A 20,574-nucleotide genomic window follows, 5' to 3' on the forward strand; every position below is an offset into this window, starting at 1 on the left:
AAGTGGTTTAAAGAAAACGTTGCTACCCTTATATTTGCACATACAACAAACTCTCGCCCCTCAGTTAGAAGAAATGCTGGCTCAAGAAGCCAGCATTGCTCTTACCATGTAAATAAAAATGCCTATTATCAGCGTAGGGTCTAGGCTTCGGCGGTTGAGCTCCCACGATCATCCAAAACGTTCGGACGCTTAAAATCATTAACTGTAACGCTGGTAAATTTCTCCAAGAAAAATACTAGCGTTTCGGGATATCGAAAGCGCTCTACAAAGCGCTCTTGACCTTCTTGCGAACGCCGCGTCACGCTCGCTTGATAGCCGCTGTTAGATTTTGTCACTTTAACGCTATTTTCTCGGGCACCATCACTGGTAACAGCGGTTAGGGAAGAGTTACTCGTTAGTAAGGCATCAAGCTGCTGGGCAGCCGTGTGTTCTTCTTCAGTCGCCCATAGAGGTTGATCGCGATCCCCGTAGTGGAAAAGCATAATTACCAACATGACGGAAAAAATACTGCTGGTAAGCATCCAGGTTAATAAAACGCTCGATAACGGTGTGGTGAGCATTACGACTAACTGAATCACAATACCCACCGCTAGTATTCCCGCCAACGGCCTCCACATACGCGGGTTCATAAACCGCCGCTTCAGGGTGTACCCCCACAGCCCAATTACTGCTAATGCGCCCACCAGCAAATACACGGGAGAGAGCAGTGTACCGCCACCTGCTAATAAGGCGATGACACCGATGATAAGTATCACTGTGTAGAAAGCTGCTAATAGGCGGTAAGCGCGGTCTAGATTCATCAGTCAATCTCCATGCTTAATGGCCGGTGTCATAAGTGGTGTACCAGCCTTTGTTTTTATCGGCTATGGTTCTCGTCGTACTTTATGCAGTATAGGCAATGTTGTGAGTTCTACACGCCACGCCGCGTCAATGAATTAATTTAAATTTACATTAAAGCCCCTGGGCGCCACGACGCAGCCAATCATGCACAAACGCCAGCTTGCGCCGAGCGTTTTCAGAAAGCACAAAAGGATAGAGGTCCGGCAAGCCCATAGAGCGGTTAACATGATTAACGCCCACAGTGAGCGCCGCTGCCACGTAAATCAAGCGATCAGCATCTGGCTCCGCATAAGGCTCCCACTGATGACTGGGCAACTCTGGTGAAGAGAGATCGGATGCTGCAAAGCTATCGGCGATATCGGTTAAATGCAGCAAGTGCGCGGCCGTCTCGGCCCAATCCTCATGGGGATGGGCAGATGCATAAGTGGTTAAATAACGCTCTTTCCAATCGGGGGGCGGTCCGTTTTGATAGTGGCGCTGGAGCGCGGCGACATAATCCTGACGCTCGTCACCAAACATTTCCCGGAAAGCGTCAAGAAAATCTTCACGCAGGCTAAGCCGCCACCAAAGCATATGCGATATTTCATGGCGCATGTGGCCAATCATGGTTCGATAAGGCTCTTCTAACGCCTCACGCCGCGTTGTCACCAGTACAGGATCGACCTCGGCAACGCTGATGGTGACGACACCTTCAATGTGGCCCATGGGCACGGGCTTTTTGCCTTCCGCTAGAAGATGAAAAACCGGCGGCGCGCCTGGGTCTTCGGGACGGAACCAGTGCCAGCGGCCCAGGTTATCCAGCACCCAGCGCTTCGCCGCTTCGGTTTGGGCCCAGTTCGGAATTGCTTTAGGAAGGCTGGGGTCGGGCGCCAGCGCAGTCATCGCACAAGAGCGGCAAAAAGCGCCTTGTTCGGGGGCTATCCAATTACAACCGATGATGTCTCGATTAATACAGAACGGCGGCATAGGCACAAAAGCCCGAGCCTGGGGATCATAGGCGACGGGGACACCGTCAGCCGTTGTAAGATTGTCGAACCAAAGAGTGCCGGAGCCGACGGGGTTAGCAAATACGCGCATGCGGTGGAGCTCCTGAAAACGAGGAAAAGAGATCATCAAATAAACTGTTGAGCTTTCTCTTCTCCAAAATCCTAATAAAAAGTGTGATGCGCTTATTTCTTCGTTGCAATATTGTTCATTTCAAAGCCGTTTCTTTTCCAAGCTATTTCATTTCAAGGCTACTTCATTTCAAAGCCACGCTTGATCAAGAAATCACGCATATGCGGGCGCAGCTTGGTATCGAAAAGTGGCTTGAGATTATGCGACCAATCGGTATTTTTATTACTACTGCTACGCGCTTGGTAGTAAGCCTGCATAGTGGCATCAAAACGTTTCACCTGCTCACCGTCTTCAGTGTAGTAGTCTTCTTTTAGAATCGCTTCCACTGGTAGGCGCGGTTTTACTTCAGGATCATGGTCCGGGTAGCCAAGACACATACCAAAAACGGGATAAACATGCTCAGGTAGGCGTAATAGATCACTAATTGCTTGGGGATTATTACGTATGCCGCCGATATAGCAGATTCCCAGCCCTTCAGATTCAGCCGCCACTGCAACGTTTTGTGCCATCAGCGCCGTGTCTACCGTCGCTACTAACAGTTGTTCAGTCATGCCGCGCACTACGTTCGCCCCCGTCTGCTCAGATGCCTCGGTAGGCCGTTTCATATCGGCGCAAAACACTAAAAAGTCGGCACAGGTCGCAATGTATCCTTGCCCACCCGCCAGTTCCGCAATCTGCTCGCGATTAGCCTGATTTTTAACATGGATAACGGTATACGCCTGCACATGGCTGGACGTAGCAGCACCCTGCCCGGCCTGGATAAGCTCAATGAGCAACTCCCGTGGAATCTGGCGGTCACTGAATTTACGGATCGAACGGTGGGATTTAAGTAACTCAATAACGTCGTTCATGGTACCTCGTCTTGGCATATTGGCTGTCGCTAGTAAGCGCTAGAACCACCTAGCATAACTCCCTTATCCTATCGGCTATGCCGAAACCTCACCAGCTTCTGCCAGCATCGAATGCTAATCGCTCTTCTGCCGGTGGTTGCACCATGGCTATCTTTTAAGTGTCCTTTTTTTAGTACCGTGGCTCCGATTCTCTTTGTTGTTTTTTGCTCCAGCGCTCCAGCAGTAGATACACCATGCACGCCAGCCCCAGGGGGAGCAAAAAATAGAGTGCGCGATAGCCGATCAAAGCAGCGAGAATGTCGCTCTTAGCCACTTGATGTTGCAACAAAGCGATGAACACCGCTTCAAGCACACCCAGGCCCGCGGGAATATGGGTCACCACACCCGCAATACTGCTGACAAGAAGAATACCCAGGATAGTAGGGTAGAAAACGCCCTGGGGTAGCAGTAGGTAGACAAGCGCCGCCATCAAGGACCAATTAACCGCGCCAAGCAACATCTGAAGTAGAGCTAGTCGTAGCGAAGGGAGAACGATTTCATGACCCCGCCATTGCCAGGTGCGTCGCCGTGAATAACGACACGCTGACAGATAGAAAAGGCAAACAAGCAATAAACCCGCCCCAATAAACTGCAACCCTAGCGTGCCAACTTGCCAGTGCGCAGGCAACTCAATCAGCCTAAGCGTAAATAGCGTTCCGGCAAGCAGCATATAGCCCAGCCAATTGGTGGTTAAGCTCACACTCAGCACACGCGTCACGGTCGCCACTGTCAGGCCAAACTTTGTGTATAGCCGATAGCGCAAGGCAATGCCGCCAACCCAGGCGCCCAGGTTGAGGTTAAAGGCGTAGCATACGAAGGCTAACGGCAGCACCTCCTTGATCGGCAGCTCATGGCCGGTATAAAACTTGCCGAGCAGATCATAACTGCTGAAGACGGCAAAGCTTGTGGCAGTAATACCAAGCCCCATCATGACCAGGGCGGGACTATAGCCGCGCAGCGTTTCGATGACGGCCTGCCAGTCCATGTTCCGGACCAGTGAAAATAATAAGATCGCGACCACCATAAAGAGCAGCAAAGTGATGCCATGCTTCAGCCAACGCCCCCAGGCATTGCGCAGTTTAGCGCTCGCTTTTTTGCTGTTTGACTGCATCCGGCTCACTCCTCTGCACGCTTGTGTTTGTGCTTCCGAGACCTGGGCGCCAACGTTTCCATCCGAGCCACATGAGCGGGTAACCATCCCATTCGCCTGGGAAAATGACGCAGGAAATGAAAACTCACGAACATAAGCGGCGCCCGCCACCAGCGGCCTTTTTCCGCGACTTCGGTTGTTATCCTTTTACAACTGCTCTCGATAAGCTCAGATAGGTGTTTATGGATCTGTTGGTTGAGCCCAGCGTCGCAAACGAACAAATTGGCTTCCAGGTTCAGTGACAGGCTGAGTGGATCGAGATTGCTTGACCCCACCGTTGACCATTCATGATCAACAATCGCGATCTTTCCGTGTAAAGGGTGCTCGGTATACTCGAAAATGCTAATGCCCTGCTGCAACATATAGCTGTAAAGCGAGCTGGAAAACATTCTAGCCCAGGGCATATCGGGACGACCCTGCAAGATCAGCGTAACGTTAACGCCCCGTCGCGCCGCGTTTCGCAATTCATGAAAAAGACGATAACTGGGAAAGAAGTAGGCATTAGCAATGACTAGATGTGACTTTGCCGAACGAAAAGCCTGGAGATAATGCTCTTCGATATCATTACGGTGAAGGCTGTTATCACGAATAGCCAGACGTATAGCGGCGCTGCCAGCGGGGGAAGGCAATGCCCGAATCTGCGGCAGTCCCTGTACCGCTTGATGCTCTACCAGTAGCGCTCCAGCCGCATCACGAATGTCCATTACAATCGGGCCCCGCACTCGCAAGCCATAATCTTGCTTGCCCATGACATATTTGTCGGGCAGGTGATCGGCGCCGAAGTTGATACCACCGATAAAAGCCACATCGCCATCCACCACGACGATCTTTCGGTGAAGACGGCGAAACAGGTTAGTACGCATACCGAACAAGCGCGGTTTGGGGTCATAAACATGCAGGTGAATGCCAGCGTCTATCAGCTCTGTTATGTAGTCGTTGTCCAGATCCGCTGTCCCATAGCCGTCTACGGTGACGTCAATACGTACCTGCCTAGCGGCAGCGTCAAGTAGAGCCTCCTTAAGCTCCTGTCCTACTTCATCATTGAAAATGATGAAGGTTTCAATTAATACTTCTTCGCGAGCCGAACGAATGCAGTCAAATACGCTATTAAAATACTGACTTCCATTGATTAGCAATTCAGCTTCGTTACTTTCCGTCCATTGGAAATTCACAAGCATATCTCGGCAATGAGTGGTACGTGATCAGACAGGTGAGTCCAGGGTTTTCGAGACAATGCGCGGGGATTACGCACTGAAACGTTACGCACATAGATGCGATCAAGGCACAATAGCGGCCAGCGCGCCGGAAACGACTTCGCTGGGTGACCATAATGGTGCACGAATGCTTCAAACAGCCCACATTCCGTCAGCACATGGTCTGCCTGACGCCGCCAGTCATTGAAGTCTCCCGCGACAATAACCGGCTCGTCATCCGGCAAGGTGTCGAGCAGTTCACACAGTAGCTTCATTTGCGCTAGGCGATGACCCTGCCGTAGCCCGAGATGAACGCAAACAGCATGTACCCCACTGTGGCCGGGCACATCCAGTTGGCAATGCAGCAGGCCACGTTTTTCGGTGTCCTGAATGGAGACATCCTTATTGTCGTACTGCAGTATCGGGTAGTGGGATAACAGCGCGTTGCCATGATCGCCATTAGGGTAAACAGCGTTACGACCATAGGCAAAATCTGGCCATAACGTGTCAGCGAGGTATTCGTATTGAGGCACGCTGGGCCAGTCATGAAAGCGAACCGCATGTTTTCGGTGCTCGCCTATCACTTCCTGGAGAAAGACCAAGTCTGCGGATAGGGTCGTTACCGCCTCTCGAAGCTCTGGCAGGATATGACGTCGATTAAATACATTGAATCCCTTGTGCACATTGAGCGTCATGACCTGTAACGACTCGACAGGCGTGATAAGGCGTGACTGTTTTGTTGCAGACTCCTTCGTTGCAGACTGTTCCTTGGCGCTCACCGAACTCTCCCTTTCTGCTCCATGACATGGCCCACAGGGAACCCCATCAAGGAAAAGCGTAGCAGGAGAGCCTTGGTCTTGCTTTTTATCGGCCTCTTCTTGGTGCTAATGGCAATCGTTGTAGCGCAACGCGACGATACACATTACAACAAATGTAGAATCGCCCCGCGTATACCGCGTTGATCAATCCATAATTTGCCTAACGTAATGGGAAGCTTAAACCGACGCTTTCCCGCCGCACCTGGATTAAAGAGCAACTTTCCTGCCTGGGTTTCGTTGCGAGGTTTATGAGAATGACCGTGCAGAACGGCATCGCAAGGAGACGATGGGTCAAAATCCGCTAAACGATGAACAAGGTGCAGATGATGGTCATTAACCATAATATCCTGATGCACTGGCAAGCTCCCCGCCCATGCTGCCGTGTCGATATTGCCTTGAACGCAGTGAACCGGCGCCAGTGTTTCCAGGTGTTCCAAGATCGCTTTATCCCCTTCTTTGTTGCCCACGTCGCCCAAGTGCAGGATTAGCTCGCACCCCTGCAACAGGACAAGTGCTTCATCACGCAATAACCCATGAGTATCGGCAATAAGTCCGACGGGAGAAGTGATGTTGTAACGCGGCATTGATGAGTTCATTAATACGGTTTTCTCGCTTTTTTGAACTTTGTTGTAGTAACAATTTCGTCGCTTTTATTGATAGAACGCTACGTAACATTACTCAAATAGATCATATTTTTAAATAAACGGAAATGTCGTGATGTAATTGTTTTAGATTTTTGTTATCTATCTAATAAGTTAAGCAACAGCAAGCTATACTATGCTGGCTATCATTATATGACTGCCCCTTGATGGAATAATAACGACGCCAGGAAGCCGACATGACCAATATTTCTCCAAACGCACCCGGGCAAGAGTGGAACGCCAATGGCTATGCCCAGAATGCTGATTTTGTGCCTAAGTTAGGCAGCGAAGTCGTCAAGCTATTAGCGCCTCAACCCGGCGAACGCATTTTGGATCTTGGCTGTGGAGATGGCGCGCTGACAGAGCGCTTAGTGCAATTAGGGGCTAGTGTACTAGGGATCGATGCTTCAGAAGAGATGGTGGAGGCAGCACGAAAGCGCGGTATTACCGCACGCGTGGTCGATGGCCATCAGTTGCCCTTTGATCACGAGTTTGACGCCGTGTTTAGCAACGCGGCACTGCACTGGATGCTTGACCCCCAGGCTGTTTTGGCAGGGGTTAAGCGGGCGTTGAAGCCAGGGGGCCGGTTTGTGGCTGAGTTTGGTGGCCATGGCAATGTTGCCGCTATTTGCACCGCCCTGATTGCCGCCCTGCAGTTCCGCGGCATTAGTGCGCGCGGACGCCATCCCTGGTATTTTCCTACCACACATGAGTACGGCCATATACTGGAAACGGTAGGCTTCAAAGTAGAAAGCATTGAGCTGATTCCTCGCCCCACTCCTTTGCCTACGGGCATGATTGGATGGCTTGAGACGTTTGCCAGCCCGTTTTTACATGGGCTTGATGAAGATGTGCGAGAGGCCGTGCTGGAAAATACCTTAACGCTTTTAGGCCACAGCCTACGGGATGAGCAAGGAAACTGGACAGCCGATTATGTACGTCTGCGTGTTTCAGCCCGCGCATAAAGCCTGACAAGCATCTAAAAAAAGCCGCCGATAGTGAACGTTCACTATCGGCGGCTTTTACTTAAACCAAGACCTAGAATTCATCCCATTCGTCAGCGGTGACTTTTTTGCTTTGCGTTGTTTGCTGGCGTGGCGCTGGTTCAATGTGCCGGTTAGTGTCTTGCTCTTGCGTAACATGAGGATGAATTAGCGCACCATTGCTACTGGCACTCTCATCAATGCGGAAAGTAGTCATTAAATCGGCTAGTTCGCGGGCCTGACCTTCTAAAGAGCTTGCGGCGGAGCTGGTCTGTTGAACGAGAGCAGCATTTTGCTGGGTTACCGAGTCCATCTCAGTAAGCGCTGCGTTGATCTGTTCAATGCCACTATTTTGCTCCCTCGTCGCGGTCGAAATTTCACCCATCAATGTGGTGACTTGGCGAATTGCGTCCACTGTTTGATGAATGGTCTGCCCACTGCGCTCTGCTTGTTCGGCACCACCGTTAATTTTTGTAGTGGTTTGCTCAATCAAACTACGAATCTCTTTGGCTGAGTCGGCACTGCGCGTCGCCAATGAACGCACCTCGCTGGCCACCACAGCAAAGCCGCGACCTTGCTCCCCGGCACGCGCCGCTTCAACCGAGGCATTAAGCGCCAAAATATTGGTTTGGAAGGCGATAGAATCAATCACACCGATAATATCGTTGACTTGGCTCGCGCTAGCGGCAATCTCACGCATTAGTTGCACCGTACGCTCTACCTCTTCACCACCTGACTCCGCAGACTGCGACGCTGCGACTGAAAGCTGATCAGCCTCTTGGGCCGTTTCAGCATTTTTACTCACCGTCGTCGACATCTCCTCCATGCTGGAAGCGGTTTGTTGTAATGCTGAAGCCTGCTGTTCGGTTCGCGAAGAGAGATCGTGACTTCCCGCTGAAATATCACCCGCACCACTGAAGACTCGCTCGCTGCTGCCTCGTAATGCTATTACCAGCTGTTTTAACTTCTCCTGCATAGCCGCCAGGCCACTGAACAACTGGCCAATTTCATTACGGCCACGATCCTCTATGTGCCCTGTTAGATCGCCATCGGCAATCCGAGCAAAATGCGCACTGGCGTCGCGTAGTGGCCTTACAACGCTACGCATCATTGCCCACCTAATCACCACCGCCGCCAGGAGTGAAATTACTAGCAGGGTAATGGCAATGACACCAATAACAGTGGCTAAGTGGTTCACCTGTTGAAGAACACTAGCGCCGCGTCCTTCGGTATAGGCAATAAATCCACTCATAGCCGCATCAAGCTCAGCGCTTAAAGCTCCCAGCTCTTCTTGGCGGCGCTGAATTTGAAAAGGAGCGGCCTCAAGCAATGGGGAAATACCCTCTGTCACAAAGGCTTCATAAGCGCTGATAATGGCATCACGATGTGGTGCCAAAGTGCCTTCAGGGTTGATTGGCACAGCACGAAACTCATTAAAACGTGCCTCTGCTTCAGCGACTGCCTCTACCGCCATGGCAAGGCTTTCCTGCCCTTTTTCGGGGTTGCCTTGCGTGCTAAAACTCGCCGAGCGGTCTAAGAAGGTTTGCGCTCTTAATGAGTGCACTTGTGTGCGGTTGGCTAAGTTGGTGAGTCTTACGTTGGTGGCTGTCAGTTCCTCAAGTGCTTGAGAGCTGTTGTGATTCGCATAGAACCCAAGCCCGCTGATCAACCCAATCATCAGCACCAGCAAGGCTAACGCGGCAGTCAGACTCCATTTAATAGAGAGGTGCTTCATCCGGTGATCCCTTTTTCATTTATAAGTCATTCAATTAGGTATCGGCGAAGCTCAAGACAACTGAAACGTTCCGGGGTAATTTTAGACGTTTGTATAATAAACAATAGACTTAACGGTACTGTGCACACACGCGACAAGCGGGATCACGGCGAACTTGAAAATGTCGCCATTGGCCGCTCAAACCATCAAACGTGGATAACCCCTGGTGAGTAGTGCCTGCTCCGCTCAGTAGTTTGAAGGCTTCAACCGCTTGAAAGCAGCCGATCAAGCCTACCAGTGGTGCCATGACCCCACTCTCTGCGCAACTCAGCGCTTCGTCACCACTGTCATCGGGGGGATATAGGCAAGCGTAGCAAGGGCACTCGGCATTACGGGGATCAAAGACGGCCAGCTGGCCTGAAAAACGAATGGCCGCGCCGGAGATCAGCGGAACCCCAGCCTTTTGTGACGCCGCATTGACGGCATAACGGCTTGAAAAGCGGTCCGTACAATCCAGCACCACATCCGCTGAAGCCACTAAGCGCTCAAGCGCTTCGCCTTCTACATGTTGGTCTAACGCCACGACATCGCAGTGCGGATTAAGCGCTTGCATGCTGGCCTGGGCAGAGTGGGCTTTATTTAATCCCACACTTGCCTGCTGATGCGCTATTTGGCGCTGAAGATTAGAAAGTTCGACGTGATCGGCATCCGCGATGGTGATCCGCCCTACCCCAGCAGCCGCTAAATAAAGCGCCGCCGGTGAGCCCAAGCCACCTGCCCCAATAATCACGGCGTGAGCAGATAGCAGGTGCTCTTGGCCCTCGATATCCACTTCGGGCAGCATGATTTGACGGCTATAGCGCAGCAGTGCCTGATCGTCCATCATCGGCTTATTTATCCTCAAATTCCTCAAAATCAGGAATGTGTAAATTGAAGTTCTCTTTAACTTCTTCCATTACCACATAGCTTTTTGATTCTTTCACCCCAGGAAGCGTTAACACCACATCGCCCAACAGTTGGCGATAGGCCGACATTTCGGGAATACGGCACTTTAAGATGTAGTCAAACTGCCCTGACACAAGATGACACTCTTGAATCTGGGGTAGTTTCTCGACCGCGCGGCGGAATTCATCAAATACGGCGGGCGATTGTGTTTCTAAACTGATTTCGACAAAGACTAATAAATTGGCCTTCAAGGCACGCGGATCGAGGATTGCCTGATAGCCACGGATAATGCCAGCTTTCTCCAAGCGTTTAACCCGCTCGAGACAAGGGGTTGTGGATAACCCTACTTCCGAGGCCAAATCAACATACGAAATACGCGCATTGTCCTGCAAGCAGCGCAGGATTTTAAGATCGATACGGTCCAGCGTTCTATTTTTAGGTTTCATGCCAGAGTCCTTCATGCCAGTGTCCTTCATGCGAGCCCCTTGCTAAGGGTTGTACTAAATGGCGCTGAGTGATCAGACCATTTATATACAAATTCTAATCAACCAGTTAGTTATTAAAATAGCCTCTCAACATCAGCGCTTGAGGATTTGCAGCGGTTGTTGACATTAGCGCTGTCGATTTAACCCGCTGAGTTTAAGTGGCTGTTATTAGGCGCCCTAGGGTAACCCGTTCATGCCCTCCCAGGTCTCGAACACTTTCAACGTTCTGATAGCCAGCACTGCTTAGTGCCATGCGTACTTTTTCCGCCTGTGTATAACCGTGTTCAAGAAGCAGCCAGCCGGACGCTGTCAAATAGTGCCGAGCGGACTGCACCAAGTGCAACAAATCCGCCATGCCATCAGCGTTTGCAACCAGCGCCGAGCGAGGCTCAAAACGCACATCGCCTTCGGCAAGGTGAGGGTCATCGGCAGCAATATAAGGCGGGTTACTAACGATAATATCGAAAAGCGTACCGGCCTCAGCATCGCTTTCCAGCGCGCTAAACCAATCACTCTGCAGAAAATGGGCGTTGGTAATACACAAGTCTTGCGCATTGCTTGCTGCCAGCTCGACCGCCTCGTTACGCACGTCTACACCGAGCACTTGCCAGCCTGGCTGCTCGCTAGCAAATGCTAACGCAATGGCGCCCGTGCCGGTTCCAAGGTCAAGCAGTCGGCCAGTGGGCAGCGTCGCCCGGTTAAGCGCAAGCTCGACTAACGTTTCAGTATCGGGACGGGGAATTAACGTATTGGGAGAGGTCGCTAAACGCAGCCCCCAAAATTCACGCTCGCCGGTTAGGTAGGCCACTGGCGTGCCCTGGGCACGTGCGTCGATGAGTGCATCGAAGCGCGAATGCTCCTGGGAGGAACACATTTTATCGCCCCAGGTGTACAGCCAGGTACGATCCCGCTCAAGCACATGGCACATCAGCACTTCAGCATCCACACGCGGCGAGGTAGACCCCGCCGCCTGTAACCGTTGTGCCGCCTGTTTCAACAGCGCATCAAGCGACATTAGACGTCCTGAAGGGCTGAAAGCTGTTCCGCTTGATACTCGTGAATCAGCGGATTAATCACATCGTCCAACTGCTCGCCACTGACCACTTCATTCAGTTTATACAGGGTCAGGTTAATGCGGTGATCGGTGATGCGACCTTGCGGAAAGTTGTAGGTGCGGATGCGTTCGCTGCGATCCCCCGAGCCTACCAGCGAGCGACGGGCATCGGCCTGCTCCTGACGCTGGGAATCTACCGCATTGCGTTTGAGCTTGGCTGCCAGCAGCGACATCGCTTTGGCACGGTTTTTATGCTGACTGCGCTCTTCCTGGCATTCCACTACCACGCCGGTTGGTAGGTGAGTAATGCGGATGGCGGAATCGGTAGTGTTAACGTGCTGACCACCAGCACCGCTGGAACGGTAGGTATCCACACGCAAATCGGCTGAGTTGATATCGATATCACCGACATCGTCGACCTCAGGCATGACCGCGACGGTGCAGGCAGACGTGTGAATACGGCCCTGAGATTCGGTCGCCGGTACGCGCTGAACCCGGTGGGCGCCGGATTCAAACTTTAGCTGGGCGTAAACACCATCGCCCTTCACCCGGGAGATGATCTCTTTGTAACCGCCCTGCTCGCCGTGGCTGGCGCTGACGATTTCGACCCGCCAACCGCGCTTTTCCGCATAACGCGAATACATGCGGAAAAGATCACCGGCAAAGATGGCAGCCTCGTCGCCGCCGGTTCCTGCGCGTACTTCTAAAAACACCCCACGCCCATCGTCAGGGTCTTTCGGCACCAGCAGACGCTTAAGCTCGATATCTAATTCTTCTAACCGCTCGCGCCCTTCGCTCAGTTCCATCTCAGCCAATTCGCGCATGTCAGCGTCGCTGTCGCGGCTAAGCTGCTCGGCTTCATGCATATTGGTTTCGATGTCACGATAGCGCTGCCACGCGGCTACAAGCTCCTCTAACTCGGAGTATTCTCGTGAGTAGTCGCGAAAGCGCTGCTGGTTATTGATCACTTCCGGATCAGACAGCAGCATCGCCAGCTCTTCAAAACGTTCTGTAAAGCTGTCTAAGCGTTGGCGCAAAGTCTCTTTCATGCGGGCGTATCATCCTTCTGGCGTTTAACCGGGGGCGCAGGCGTGGTTTCAAAGGCTGGTTTAGCAGGTAACAGTAGGCGCGGCGCGGCATTCAGCAAGTCATGATGCTCCTCTGAGGCGGCATCACGTATGGCTTGAGTCGGCTGGTGCAGCAGGCGGTTAGTCAACTGATGCGCCAAGCGCTCAATGACTTTAGCAGGGTCTTCACCGCGCGCCAGCCGCTCTAACGCTTGATCGCGTGAAAGATCGCGCAGCGCTTCGCCATGCTGACGATAGTCGCGAATCAACTCTCCGCCGTTGCGAATGCGTCGCTCATGCTGCCAACTGCCCACCCCGTGTTCAATCAACGACTCGGCTTGATCGGCGGCGACTTGGCGATGGCGGCGATTCTCTTGAATCACCTCTTCCAGATCGTCGACGGTATAGAGGAATACATCGGCCAACTCGCCCACTTCGGGTTCGATATCACGCGGCACGGCGATATCGACCATAAATACCGGCCGATGACGACGCTTCTTGAGCGCCCGCTCCACCATCCCTTTACCGAGGATAGGCAGCGGGGCCGCGGTGGAAGAGATGACGATATCGGCATGTTCAAGGGCTTCAGGAATTTCTTGCAGGGTAATCGCCGTACCCCCCAAGGGGCCTGCCACGAGCTCCGCACGTTCGCGGGTGCGGTTGGCAACAGTAAGCTGGCGAACACCGGCTTCGTGTAAATGCCGAGCGACCAGTTCGATGGTTTCACCAGCGCCAATGAGTAACGCGCGTGAACGACTAAAATCATCAAAAATGCGGCTGGCCATACTGACCGCCGCGTAGGCCACTGAGACAGGGTTTTTGCCAATACCTGTTTCGGTACGTACCTGTTTGGCCACCGTAAAGGTGTGCTGGAACAGGCGCTCAAGCTCACCGCCCAACCCTTTAGATTCACGCGCCTGTTGATAGGCATCTTTCAACTGGCCAAGAATCTGCGGTTCGCCCAGCACCATAGAATCCAGACCAACCGCTACGCGCATTAAATGGCGCGCCGCATCGTTGTCTAGATAGTGGTAGGCACAGCGGGTCAGCTCATCGACGCGTAAGTTATGAAAGCGTCCGAGCCAATTGAGTACCGCCTGCTCGCCAGCCGCATCCGTGACACAGTAAAGCTCCGTGCGGTTGCAGGTCGATAGCACCGCCGCTTCACTAATTTGTGGCAGATTGCGCAATTCAGCCAACGCAATGTCAAGCTGCGCGGGCGAAAAAGCCACCTGCTCACGCACGGCCACGCTGGCGGTACGATGATTTATTCCCAGGGCAAGAAGCGTCATGCGTTATGCGTCTTCGCTAGTGTGTCGGACTTTCGCCGACCGCCGGTCTTAAAGCGGCCGCACCGTCAATTAGGGCTTGCTCAAACAAGTCTTTGGCGTGGTTCAAGCGCTGCCTATAAAATAGGCATAAAGATTGCTGACCACTTTTTCAAGGAGGAACATTCTATCACAGCAGGCTATCATCTGGCCCACACCACTTTGCCGCAGGCAGGCAAGCCGCTATGCTGAGCATTCGGCCACTTAATCGAGAGACGCATGCGACCTCGCTCTACACTTCTCGGCTCTACTGTTCTGAGCTTTTCATTTTTGCGCTTTGCTTTTCCAAGCGCTGCTGTACGGCGTTCGTCGCTGCTACCAGTGGCCGCCGCAGCGTTACTCCTGGGCGGCTGCCAATCGACATCCAGCCAGCAGAATGGCCCGCTGGGCACATGGGCCGATGACCCAATGCGCGAGGCCCCGCCTATAACGCGAGGGCTAGATGCCGCAGGGCTTAGCACGCTGCTGGGGGCTGAACTGGCTGGCCAGCGAGGCGATTACCGCTCGGCAAGCAAGGGTTATCTTGAAGCGGCGCAGCGCTATCGCGAGCCAGCACTTGCCGAGCGTGCGACGTTCGCCGCCCGCTTTGGCAACGAGGCCTCTTTAATAGAGGCTTCTGCACTACGTTGGCGTGAGCTGGCCCCACAGGCAGAAGCACCTAATCGCTTATTGGCGGCTTTTTCATTACAGCGCGGTGATTGGCTCGACAGCCTTGAGCAGCGTATTGATATTGTCGAAGCTGGCGGCCATGGCGATTTGACTGCCTTTGCAGAAATTGCGGTGGCGGAAGAAGCGCCACTTACCTTAATTGCTCAGCAGTTGCGCGCGCACCTAGCCCAGCCCAATGCTGACCAATTAGAACATCACAGCGATGTACTGCTCGGCACAGCACTGATTGAAGCCGCCCTTGGCGACACCGCCGTTGCCCAGCGGCGGCTTGATCAAGTCGCGCTACTGGATCCTGAATCAGCGGCGTTATGGTTGGTAAGAGCACGCCTTGCGCTAGAGACGGAAGACTACTCTGCTGCTCAGCGGGCGGCACAGCAGGGCTTGGAACTCGCCCCTGACGATGTGCGATTTATTTTGCTACTGGCCCAGGCCGAGATTCGCCTCAACAACATCAGTGCGGCCGAGACGCAAACTAATGCCCTGCTGGAGAGGCATGGCGGCAACCAGGACCTGCGCTTATCGCTGGCACAGCTGTATCTGGAAGAGGGGCACCCCGAACCCGCCCAACGCCTGCTACAGCCGCTGATTGGCCAGCCAGAGGTGCCGAATCTAGCCTATTACCTGCTCGGGGCGATTACCCAGGCCCAAGGCGATACCGACAACGCCCTACTTTATTACCGTCAAGTCAGCGAGGGGGATGAATTTGTGCCCGCTCGCGCGGCTGCGGCGCAAATGCTGATTGAAGAAGACCGTCTGCTTGATGCCCGTGCCTTTCTGCGCATTGAACGGATGCGTTTTGACAGCTACTTTACCGAGCTGGTAATGCTCGAAGTTCAGTTATTGGACGAAACCAATCAGACCGAAGAGGCCAATAGGCTATTAGACCGTGAAATCACCCGCACACCGGATGATGCTTCACTGCTTTATATGCGCGCTATGCGCCGCTGGGAAGCTGGCGACATTGCGGGAATGGAGGCTGATTTACGTCAAGTGCTGCGCACCGACCCTGACAATGCCGAAGCGCTCAATGCGCTGGGTTACACGCTGGCCGATCTCAATCTGCCTGGACGCCTACAAGAGGCGTTTGAACTGATTGAGCGCGCCTACGAAGCCGACCCGGACAACCCCGCCGTACTCGACAGCATGGGTTGGGTCTATTTCCGCCTTGGGCAGCCAGATGAAGCGCTTCCCTGGCTTGAAAGCGCCTATACACAGCTACCCGATCAAGAGGTCGCCGCCCATTTAGCCGAGGTCTTGCAGGCACTAGGTCGTGAAGAAGAGGCGCGCCGCCTGATTGAGCAGATTATGCAGCGAACCAACCTGCATCCGCAGATTGACGATTTGCTTAAGCGCTATCCTGAACTAACACCGCAGGCGATACCCTAACGCTATACCACCGATTCAGCGCACCGATCATGCTACTCTTGCGCCATCATCACCTAACATGGAGCCTGTTTATGCCGACACTGACGTCCTTTCCTTTACGCTCACCCATTGCACTTCCTTTCCCGCGGCTATGGGTTGTGGGTCTTACTCTCTTGCTCCTTGCTGGGTGCGCTTCGCAAGGCCCGGTAGATGAAAGTGGCCGACAAGCAGGCCAGTGGGAGCGGCAGCAGGCTGAGGTAGAGGCATTCCAAACCTGGACGCTGGTGGGCAAAGCGGGCCTGCGTACCTCGCAAGAGAACGTCAGCGCTAACCTGGACTGGAATCAGACCCCTTACTATTTCCGGATGCTGATCAGCGGGCCGTTTGGTGGCGGGCGCAATGTGCTTGAGGGTCGTGAAGGTCGCTTCTCACTCTCCAATAGTGACGGACGCTTTGAAGCAGAAACGCCGGAAGCCTTAATGGATGAGCAGCTTGGCTGGTCACTGCCTGTTAGTGCCATGCCTGACTGGGTACGCGGCCTACCCGGCGAAAATGACGACTATCAGATGGAAACCGATGAACTCGGCTTTCCCAGCCACTTGACACAAGACGGTTGGGAAATTGACTACCGCGACTGGGAACAGTTTGAAGGCATGTGGCTGCCGCGCCGGTTAATCATGAACTACGACGATGTACGCATCACGCTGGTCGTTAATCAGTGGCAAGCCAGCGACGAGTAAACCGTTTAAATGAATGCGCAACTTACTTTACCCGCCCCGGCCAAGCTTAACCGCATGCTGCATATAGTGAGCCGTCGTGAAGACGGCTACCACACACTGCAAACGCTATTTCAATTTATTGACCTTAATGATTACCTTGCGCTGGCTGCCCGCGATGATGGAGAGATCCATCTAACCCATGAGCTCAGCGGCGTAAACCACGATGACAATCTGATTGTGCGTGCCGCCCGCTTATTGCAGCGTCACAGCGGCACTCGACTAGGGGCGACCCTTTCTATTGAAAAACAGCTGCCTATGGGCGGTGGCTTGGGTGGCGGCAGTTCCAACGCGGCTACCACGCTAGTGGGGCTCAATCACCTCTGGCAGCTTCATCTATCGTTAGACGAATTGGCACGCTTAGGCCTGCAGCTGGGGGCCGACGTGCCTGTCTTTGTGCACGGCCATAGTGCCTGGGCTGAAGGGGTAGGCGAGCAGCTTACCGCGGTGACGCTGGATACCCCTTGGTTCGCCATTATTCATCCCGGCATAAGTGTGTCTACACTTGACGTCTTTCAAGACCCGCAATTGACACGTGACAGCCGCCCCATTACTATGGCGCGCGCACTGCAGGGGGGAGCGCCGGAGTGGCGCAACGACTGTGAAGCCGTCGTAAAGGAACGCTATCCGCCAGTTGCGGAAGCCCTTGATTGGCTCGCACAGCACGCACCTAGTCGGTTGACCGGCACGGGCGCTTGTTTGTTTGCTGCTTTTGAGACGCAGCAAGCAGCACAGGCAATCGCGCAATTAGCGGGTCAACGTTGGCCGACATGGGTAGCACGCGGGCTCAACACCTCTCCCCTACATGATGCTCTGGGCTGTTTATAACCCCGCTCTGGGCAGTTTATAACCCCGCTCTGGGCAGTTTATAGTCCCGCTCTGGGCAGTTTATAGTCCCGCTCTGGGCTATTACAGCCCCGCTCTGGGCAGTTAAAAGCGCCCGGTCAGCGCGTTAGGTTATTGCTGGGGTATCGCCAAGTGGTAAGGCACCGCTTTTTGGTAGCGGCATTCCCAGGTTCGAATCCTGGTACCCCAGCCAACCCAACAATGGCCTGCGTTTTTACCCCTGATTCCCAACACTGCAAAGGTGGCTGCGCGTGTCAAAATTGATGGTTTTCGCCGGGAATGCTAATCCCGCACTCGCTCAAAAAATTGCCGAGAGCTTAGACAGCCGTATGGGTAATGCTACGGTGGGTCAATTCAGCGACGGCGAAATTGCAGTCGAGATCAATGAGAACGTGCGCGGTAAGGATGTCTTCATCCTGCAATCCACCTGTGCACCGACAAACGACAATCTGATGGAGTTGATCCTGATGGTCGACGCACTGCGTCGCGCCTCGGCAACTCGTATCACCGCTGTTTTGCCCTACTTTGGCTATGCACGCCAGGATCGCCGTGTGCGTTCCGCACGGGTGCCGATTTCCGCCAAGGTAGTGGCGGACATGATGGTCAAGGCAGGCGTTGACCGTGTGATGACCATGGATCTACATGCTGATCAGATCCAGGGTTTCTTTGATGTCCCGGTCGACAACGTCTACGGCTCACCCATTTTGCTGGATGACATCGAGCGTCAGAATTATAGCGACCTCGTTGTAGTCTCCCCCGATGTGGGTGGTGTGGTTCGTGCACGCGCCATCGCCAAACAGCTGAACGCCGATCTCGCCATTATTGATAAGCGTCGCCCCCAGGCTAATCAAGCCCAGGTGATGCACATTATCGGTGAGATTGAAGGCCGTACCTGTGTCGTGGTCGACGATATGATCGATACCGCAGGCACGCTATGTAAAGCCGGTGAAGCGCTCAAAGATCACGGCGCCAAGCGCGTCGTGGCTTATGCAACGCACCCGATTTTATCCGGCCCAGCGGTTGATAATATTACCAACTCCGTACTGGATGAAGTGGTGGTGACCGACACCATCCCGCTCTCTGACGTTGCTCGTCGAAGCGGAAAAATTCGCCAGTTGAGCGTTGCCGGCCTTATCGCGGAAGCGATTCGTCGGGTCAGCAACGAAGAATCTGTCAGCGCGATGTTCCACTAAACGCCTGACGATATAGCCCCCTTTTGGGGCCACGGAAACGCCATCGTCTGGTCGCGGTCGATGGCGTCTTCCTTACTTAAACCAAGAGGCAATTCCATGTCTGATTTTATCCTGAAAGCCAGCGTTCGTAACGACCTGGGGAAAGGTGCGAGCCGCCGCCTGCGTCGTGCGAACCAGCAAGTACCTGCCGTTGTATACGGTGGCGAAAAAGGCGCGCAGTCTATCTCTGTAGAAAAAACCGCGTTCTACAAAGCGATTGAAGACGAGTCCTTCTTCTCCTCGGTCATCAAACTGATGATCGAAGGCAAAGAAGAGCAAGTGGTTGTTCGTGACCTGCAGCGTCACCCGTTCAAGCCGTTGCTAACTCACGCCGACTTCCTGCGCGTTGATGCTACTCACGAAATCACCATGAACGTGCCGCTGCACGTGACAGGCGAAGAAGTGTGTGTAGGCATTAAAGACCAAGGCGGTGAACTGCACGTACTGGCCAACGAAATTTCGGTCAGCTGCTTGCCGAAAGACCTGCCTGACTTCATTGAAGTCGATATCGCTGCTGTTGAGCTTGGCACTACGCTGCACCTGTCTGACCTTACTCTGCCGGCCGGCGTCACTTCTGTTGACCTGTCCCACGGTGAAGAGCACGACAATGCAGTACTGAGCATCACCAAAGTGAAAGTTCGTAGCGAAGAAGACGAAGACGGTGAAAGCGAAGGCGAAGAAGATTCCAGCGCCGAGTAAGTACTCGTTAAGCATCCAATGAGGGCCATGCCTGCATGGCCCTCGTGATGCTGACATGATGTTAGAATCAAGCGCCTCGGCGCTTGATTTTTTTTAGGGCTGGCGCTGGCGCGATGTCAAAAATTTCTCCTAGAAATGGGTATGAGGTGGGAATATGAGCCAGGTAACGGCCATTATTGGATTAGGTAACCCCGGCGCAGAGTATGACGCCACTCGCCATAACGCTGGCTTCTGGTTGGTCGATGCAATTGCGCGCAGCGCCCATGCAGAGTTGCGCCCAGAAAAGAAGTTTTTTGGCCACTATGCCAAAGTCCGCCTAGGCGACCATGAGCTGCACCTACTCAACCCCGCTACCTTTATGAATCGCAGTGGCGCCGCTGTGGCAGCCTTATGCCAATTTTTCAAACTGACCCCCGATAATTTACTGGTCGCCCACGACGAACTTGACCTTCCGCCAGGGCAGGCACGCTACAAAACTGGCGGTGGGCACGGCGGCCATAATGGCCTACGCGATATCATTAGCGCGCTAGGCGATCAAAAGCAGTTTCACCGGGTACGTATCGGCATTGGCCACCCAGGCGAGGCACGCCAGGTCACTAACTATGTCCTAGGGCGGCCCGGCAAAGCCGAACAAGAAGCGATCACTCGTGCCATTGATGAGTGCATCACCACGCTGCCATTAGTGCTAGCGGGAGACTGGGCCAAAGCGATGAACCAGTTACACAGCCTTAAGTCAGAATAAACGCTGTCGAAAACTGGCTAG

20 protein-coding genes and 1 tRNA gene are annotated in these 20,574 nt (G+C 53.5%); 8 read left to right on the forward strand and 13 right to left on the reverse strand.

Annotated features, from left to right (window positions below):
• Nucleotides 1–140: 140 nt before the first annotated feature.
• From ACWI0H_RS14910 to ACWI0H_RS14940, 7 genes are all read right to left on the reverse strand, one after another.
• Entirely contained in the window at nucleotides 141–800 is a 660-nt protein-coding gene (locus ACWI0H_RS14910) for a hypothetical protein (RefSeq protein WP_339884051.1), read from the reverse strand.
• A gap of 151 nt (nucleotides 801–951) precedes the next feature.
• Nucleotides 952–1,917, reverse strand: coding sequence for a zinc-binding metallopeptidase family protein (locus ACWI0H_RS14915; protein ID WP_485873830.1), 966 nt, complete (start codon nucleotides 1,915–1,917; stop codon nucleotides 952–954).
• A 158-nt stretch (nucleotides 1,918–2,075) separates the two neighbouring features.
• Nucleotides 2,076–2,807: an oxygen-insensitive NADPH nitroreductase gene (gene nfsA / locus ACWI0H_RS14920; protein WP_485873831.1), complete on the reverse strand. Its 732-nt coding sequence runs from the start codon at nucleotides 2,805–2,807 to the stop codon at nucleotides 2,076–2,078.
• A gap of 169 nt (nucleotides 2,808–2,976) precedes the next feature.
• On the reverse strand, nucleotides 2,977–3,957 hold the full coding sequence (locus ACWI0H_RS14925; protein WP_485873832.1) for a lysylphosphatidylglycerol synthase domain-containing protein: 981 nt from the start codon (nucleotides 3,955–3,957) through the stop codon (nucleotides 2,977–2,979).
• A gap of 5 nt (nucleotides 3,958–3,962) precedes the next feature.
• Nucleotides 3,963–5,174, reverse strand: a complete 1,212-nt coding sequence (clsB, locus tag ACWI0H_RS14930; protein WP_485873833.1) for a cardiolipin synthase ClsB — start codon at nucleotides 5,172–5,174, stop codon at nucleotides 3,963–3,965.
• Nucleotides 5,165–5,968: an endonuclease/exonuclease/phosphatase family protein gene (locus ACWI0H_RS14935; RefSeq protein ID WP_485873834.1), complete on the reverse strand. Its 804-nt coding sequence runs from the start codon at nucleotides 5,966–5,968 to the stop codon at nucleotides 5,165–5,167. The genes clsB and ACWI0H_RS14935 overlap by 10 nt, the downstream gene beginning before the upstream one ends.
• A gap of 143 nt (nucleotides 5,969–6,111) precedes the next feature.
• Nucleotides 6,112–6,591, reverse strand: a complete 480-nt coding sequence (locus ACWI0H_RS14940; RefSeq protein ID WP_485873835.1) for a metallophosphoesterase family protein — start codon at nucleotides 6,589–6,591, stop codon at nucleotides 6,112–6,114.
• Between the two features lie 254 nt (nucleotides 6,592–6,845).
• On the opposite strand from ACWI0H_RS14940, the gene ACWI0H_RS14945 reads away from it, so the two are divergent.
• A complete protein-coding gene (locus ACWI0H_RS14945; RefSeq protein ID WP_485873836.1) occupies nucleotides 6,846–7,613 on the forward strand; it encodes a class I SAM-dependent methyltransferase in 768 nt (255 codons plus the stop codon).
• A 73-nt stretch (nucleotides 7,614–7,686) separates the two neighbouring features.
• Here the strand turns inward: ACWI0H_RS14945 and ACWI0H_RS14950 are convergent, their stop codons facing one another.
• The 6 genes from ACWI0H_RS14950 to hemA form a co-directional block, all read right to left on the reverse strand.
• Nucleotides 7,687–9,366, reverse strand: a complete 1,680-nt coding sequence (locus tag ACWI0H_RS14950) for a methyl-accepting chemotaxis protein (protein WP_485873837.1) — start codon at nucleotides 9,364–9,366, stop codon at nucleotides 7,687–7,689.
• 109 nt (nucleotides 9,367–9,475) lie between these two features.
• Nucleotides 9,476–10,231: a HesA/MoeB/ThiF family protein gene (locus ACWI0H_RS14955; RefSeq protein WP_485873838.1), complete on the reverse strand. Its 756-nt coding sequence runs from the start codon at nucleotides 10,229–10,231 to the stop codon at nucleotides 9,476–9,478.
• 4 nt (nucleotides 10,232–10,235) lie between these two features.
• The gene (locus ACWI0H_RS14960) at nucleotides 10,236–10,736 is read right to left on the reverse strand and encodes an Lrp/AsnC ligand binding domain-containing protein (protein ID WP_336268596.1); all 501 of its coding nucleotides are present in this window, start codon (nucleotides 10,734–10,736) and stop codon (nucleotides 10,236–10,238) included.
• Nucleotides 10,737–10,929: 193 nt separating this feature from the next.
• Complete coding sequence (gene prmC / locus ACWI0H_RS14965; protein ID WP_336268565.1) at nucleotides 10,930–11,790, reverse strand: peptide chain release factor N(5)-glutamine methyltransferase; 861 nt, start codon at nucleotides 11,788–11,790, stop codon at nucleotides 10,930–10,932.
• The gene (gene prfA, locus ACWI0H_RS14970) at nucleotides 11,790–12,878 is read right to left on the reverse strand and encodes a peptide chain release factor 1 (RefSeq protein WP_008957335.1); all 1,089 of its coding nucleotides are present in this window, start codon (nucleotides 12,876–12,878) and stop codon (nucleotides 11,790–11,792) included. Before prfA ends, prmC begins: the two co-directional genes overlap by 1 nt.
• The gene (hemA, locus tag ACWI0H_RS14975) at nucleotides 12,875–14,188 is read right to left on the reverse strand and encodes a glutamyl-tRNA reductase (RefSeq protein WP_485873839.1); all 1,314 of its coding nucleotides are present in this window, start codon (nucleotides 14,186–14,188) and stop codon (nucleotides 12,875–12,877) included. The genes prfA and hemA overlap by 4 nt, the downstream gene beginning before the upstream one ends.
• Nucleotides 14,189–14,443: 255 nt before the next feature.
• On the opposite strand from hemA, the gene ACWI0H_RS14980 reads away from it, so the two are divergent.
• From ACWI0H_RS14980 to pth, 7 genes are all read left to right on the forward strand, one after another.
• Nucleotides 14,444–16,279, forward strand: coding sequence for a tetratricopeptide repeat protein (locus ACWI0H_RS14980; RefSeq protein WP_485873840.1), 1,836 nt, complete (start codon nucleotides 14,444–14,446; stop codon nucleotides 16,277–16,279).
• Between the two features lie 71 nt (nucleotides 16,280–16,350).
• Nucleotides 16,351–16,998, forward strand: a complete 648-nt coding sequence (gene lolB / locus ACWI0H_RS14985; protein WP_485873841.1) for a lipoprotein insertase outer membrane protein LolB — start codon at nucleotides 16,351–16,353, stop codon at nucleotides 16,996–16,998.
• 9 nt (nucleotides 16,999–17,007) lie between these two features.
• A complete protein-coding gene (gene ispE / locus ACWI0H_RS14990; RefSeq protein ID WP_485873842.1) occupies nucleotides 17,008–17,862 on the forward strand; it encodes a 4-(cytidine 5'-diphospho)-2-C-methyl-D-erythritol kinase in 855 nt (284 codons plus the stop codon).
• A gap of 136 nt (nucleotides 17,863–17,998) precedes the next feature.
• A tRNA-Gln gene (locus ACWI0H_RS14995) sits at nucleotides 17,999–18,073 on the forward strand.
• Nucleotides 18,074–18,131: 58 nt separating this feature from the next.
• Nucleotides 18,132–19,073, forward strand: coding sequence for a ribose-phosphate pyrophosphokinase (locus tag ACWI0H_RS15000; protein ID WP_009287569.1), 942 nt, complete (start codon nucleotides 18,132–18,134; stop codon nucleotides 19,071–19,073).
• A gap of 96 nt (nucleotides 19,074–19,169) precedes the next feature.
• The gene (locus ACWI0H_RS15005; RefSeq protein ID WP_339883783.1) at nucleotides 19,170–19,811 is read left to right on the forward strand and encodes a 50S ribosomal protein L25/general stress protein Ctc; all 642 of its coding nucleotides are present in this window, start codon (nucleotides 19,170–19,172) and stop codon (nucleotides 19,809–19,811) included.
• Between the two features lie 154 nt (nucleotides 19,812–19,965).
• Nucleotides 19,966–20,553 (forward strand): aminoacyl-tRNA hydrolase, encoded by a 588-nt coding sequence (gene pth / locus ACWI0H_RS15010; RefSeq protein ID WP_485873843.1) that lies wholly within the window; start codon nucleotides 19,966–19,968, stop codon nucleotides 20,551–20,553.
• Nucleotides 20,554–20,574: the final 21 nt, after the last annotated feature.

It is taken from the genome of Halomonas sp. NYA30 (assembly GCF_976980765.1).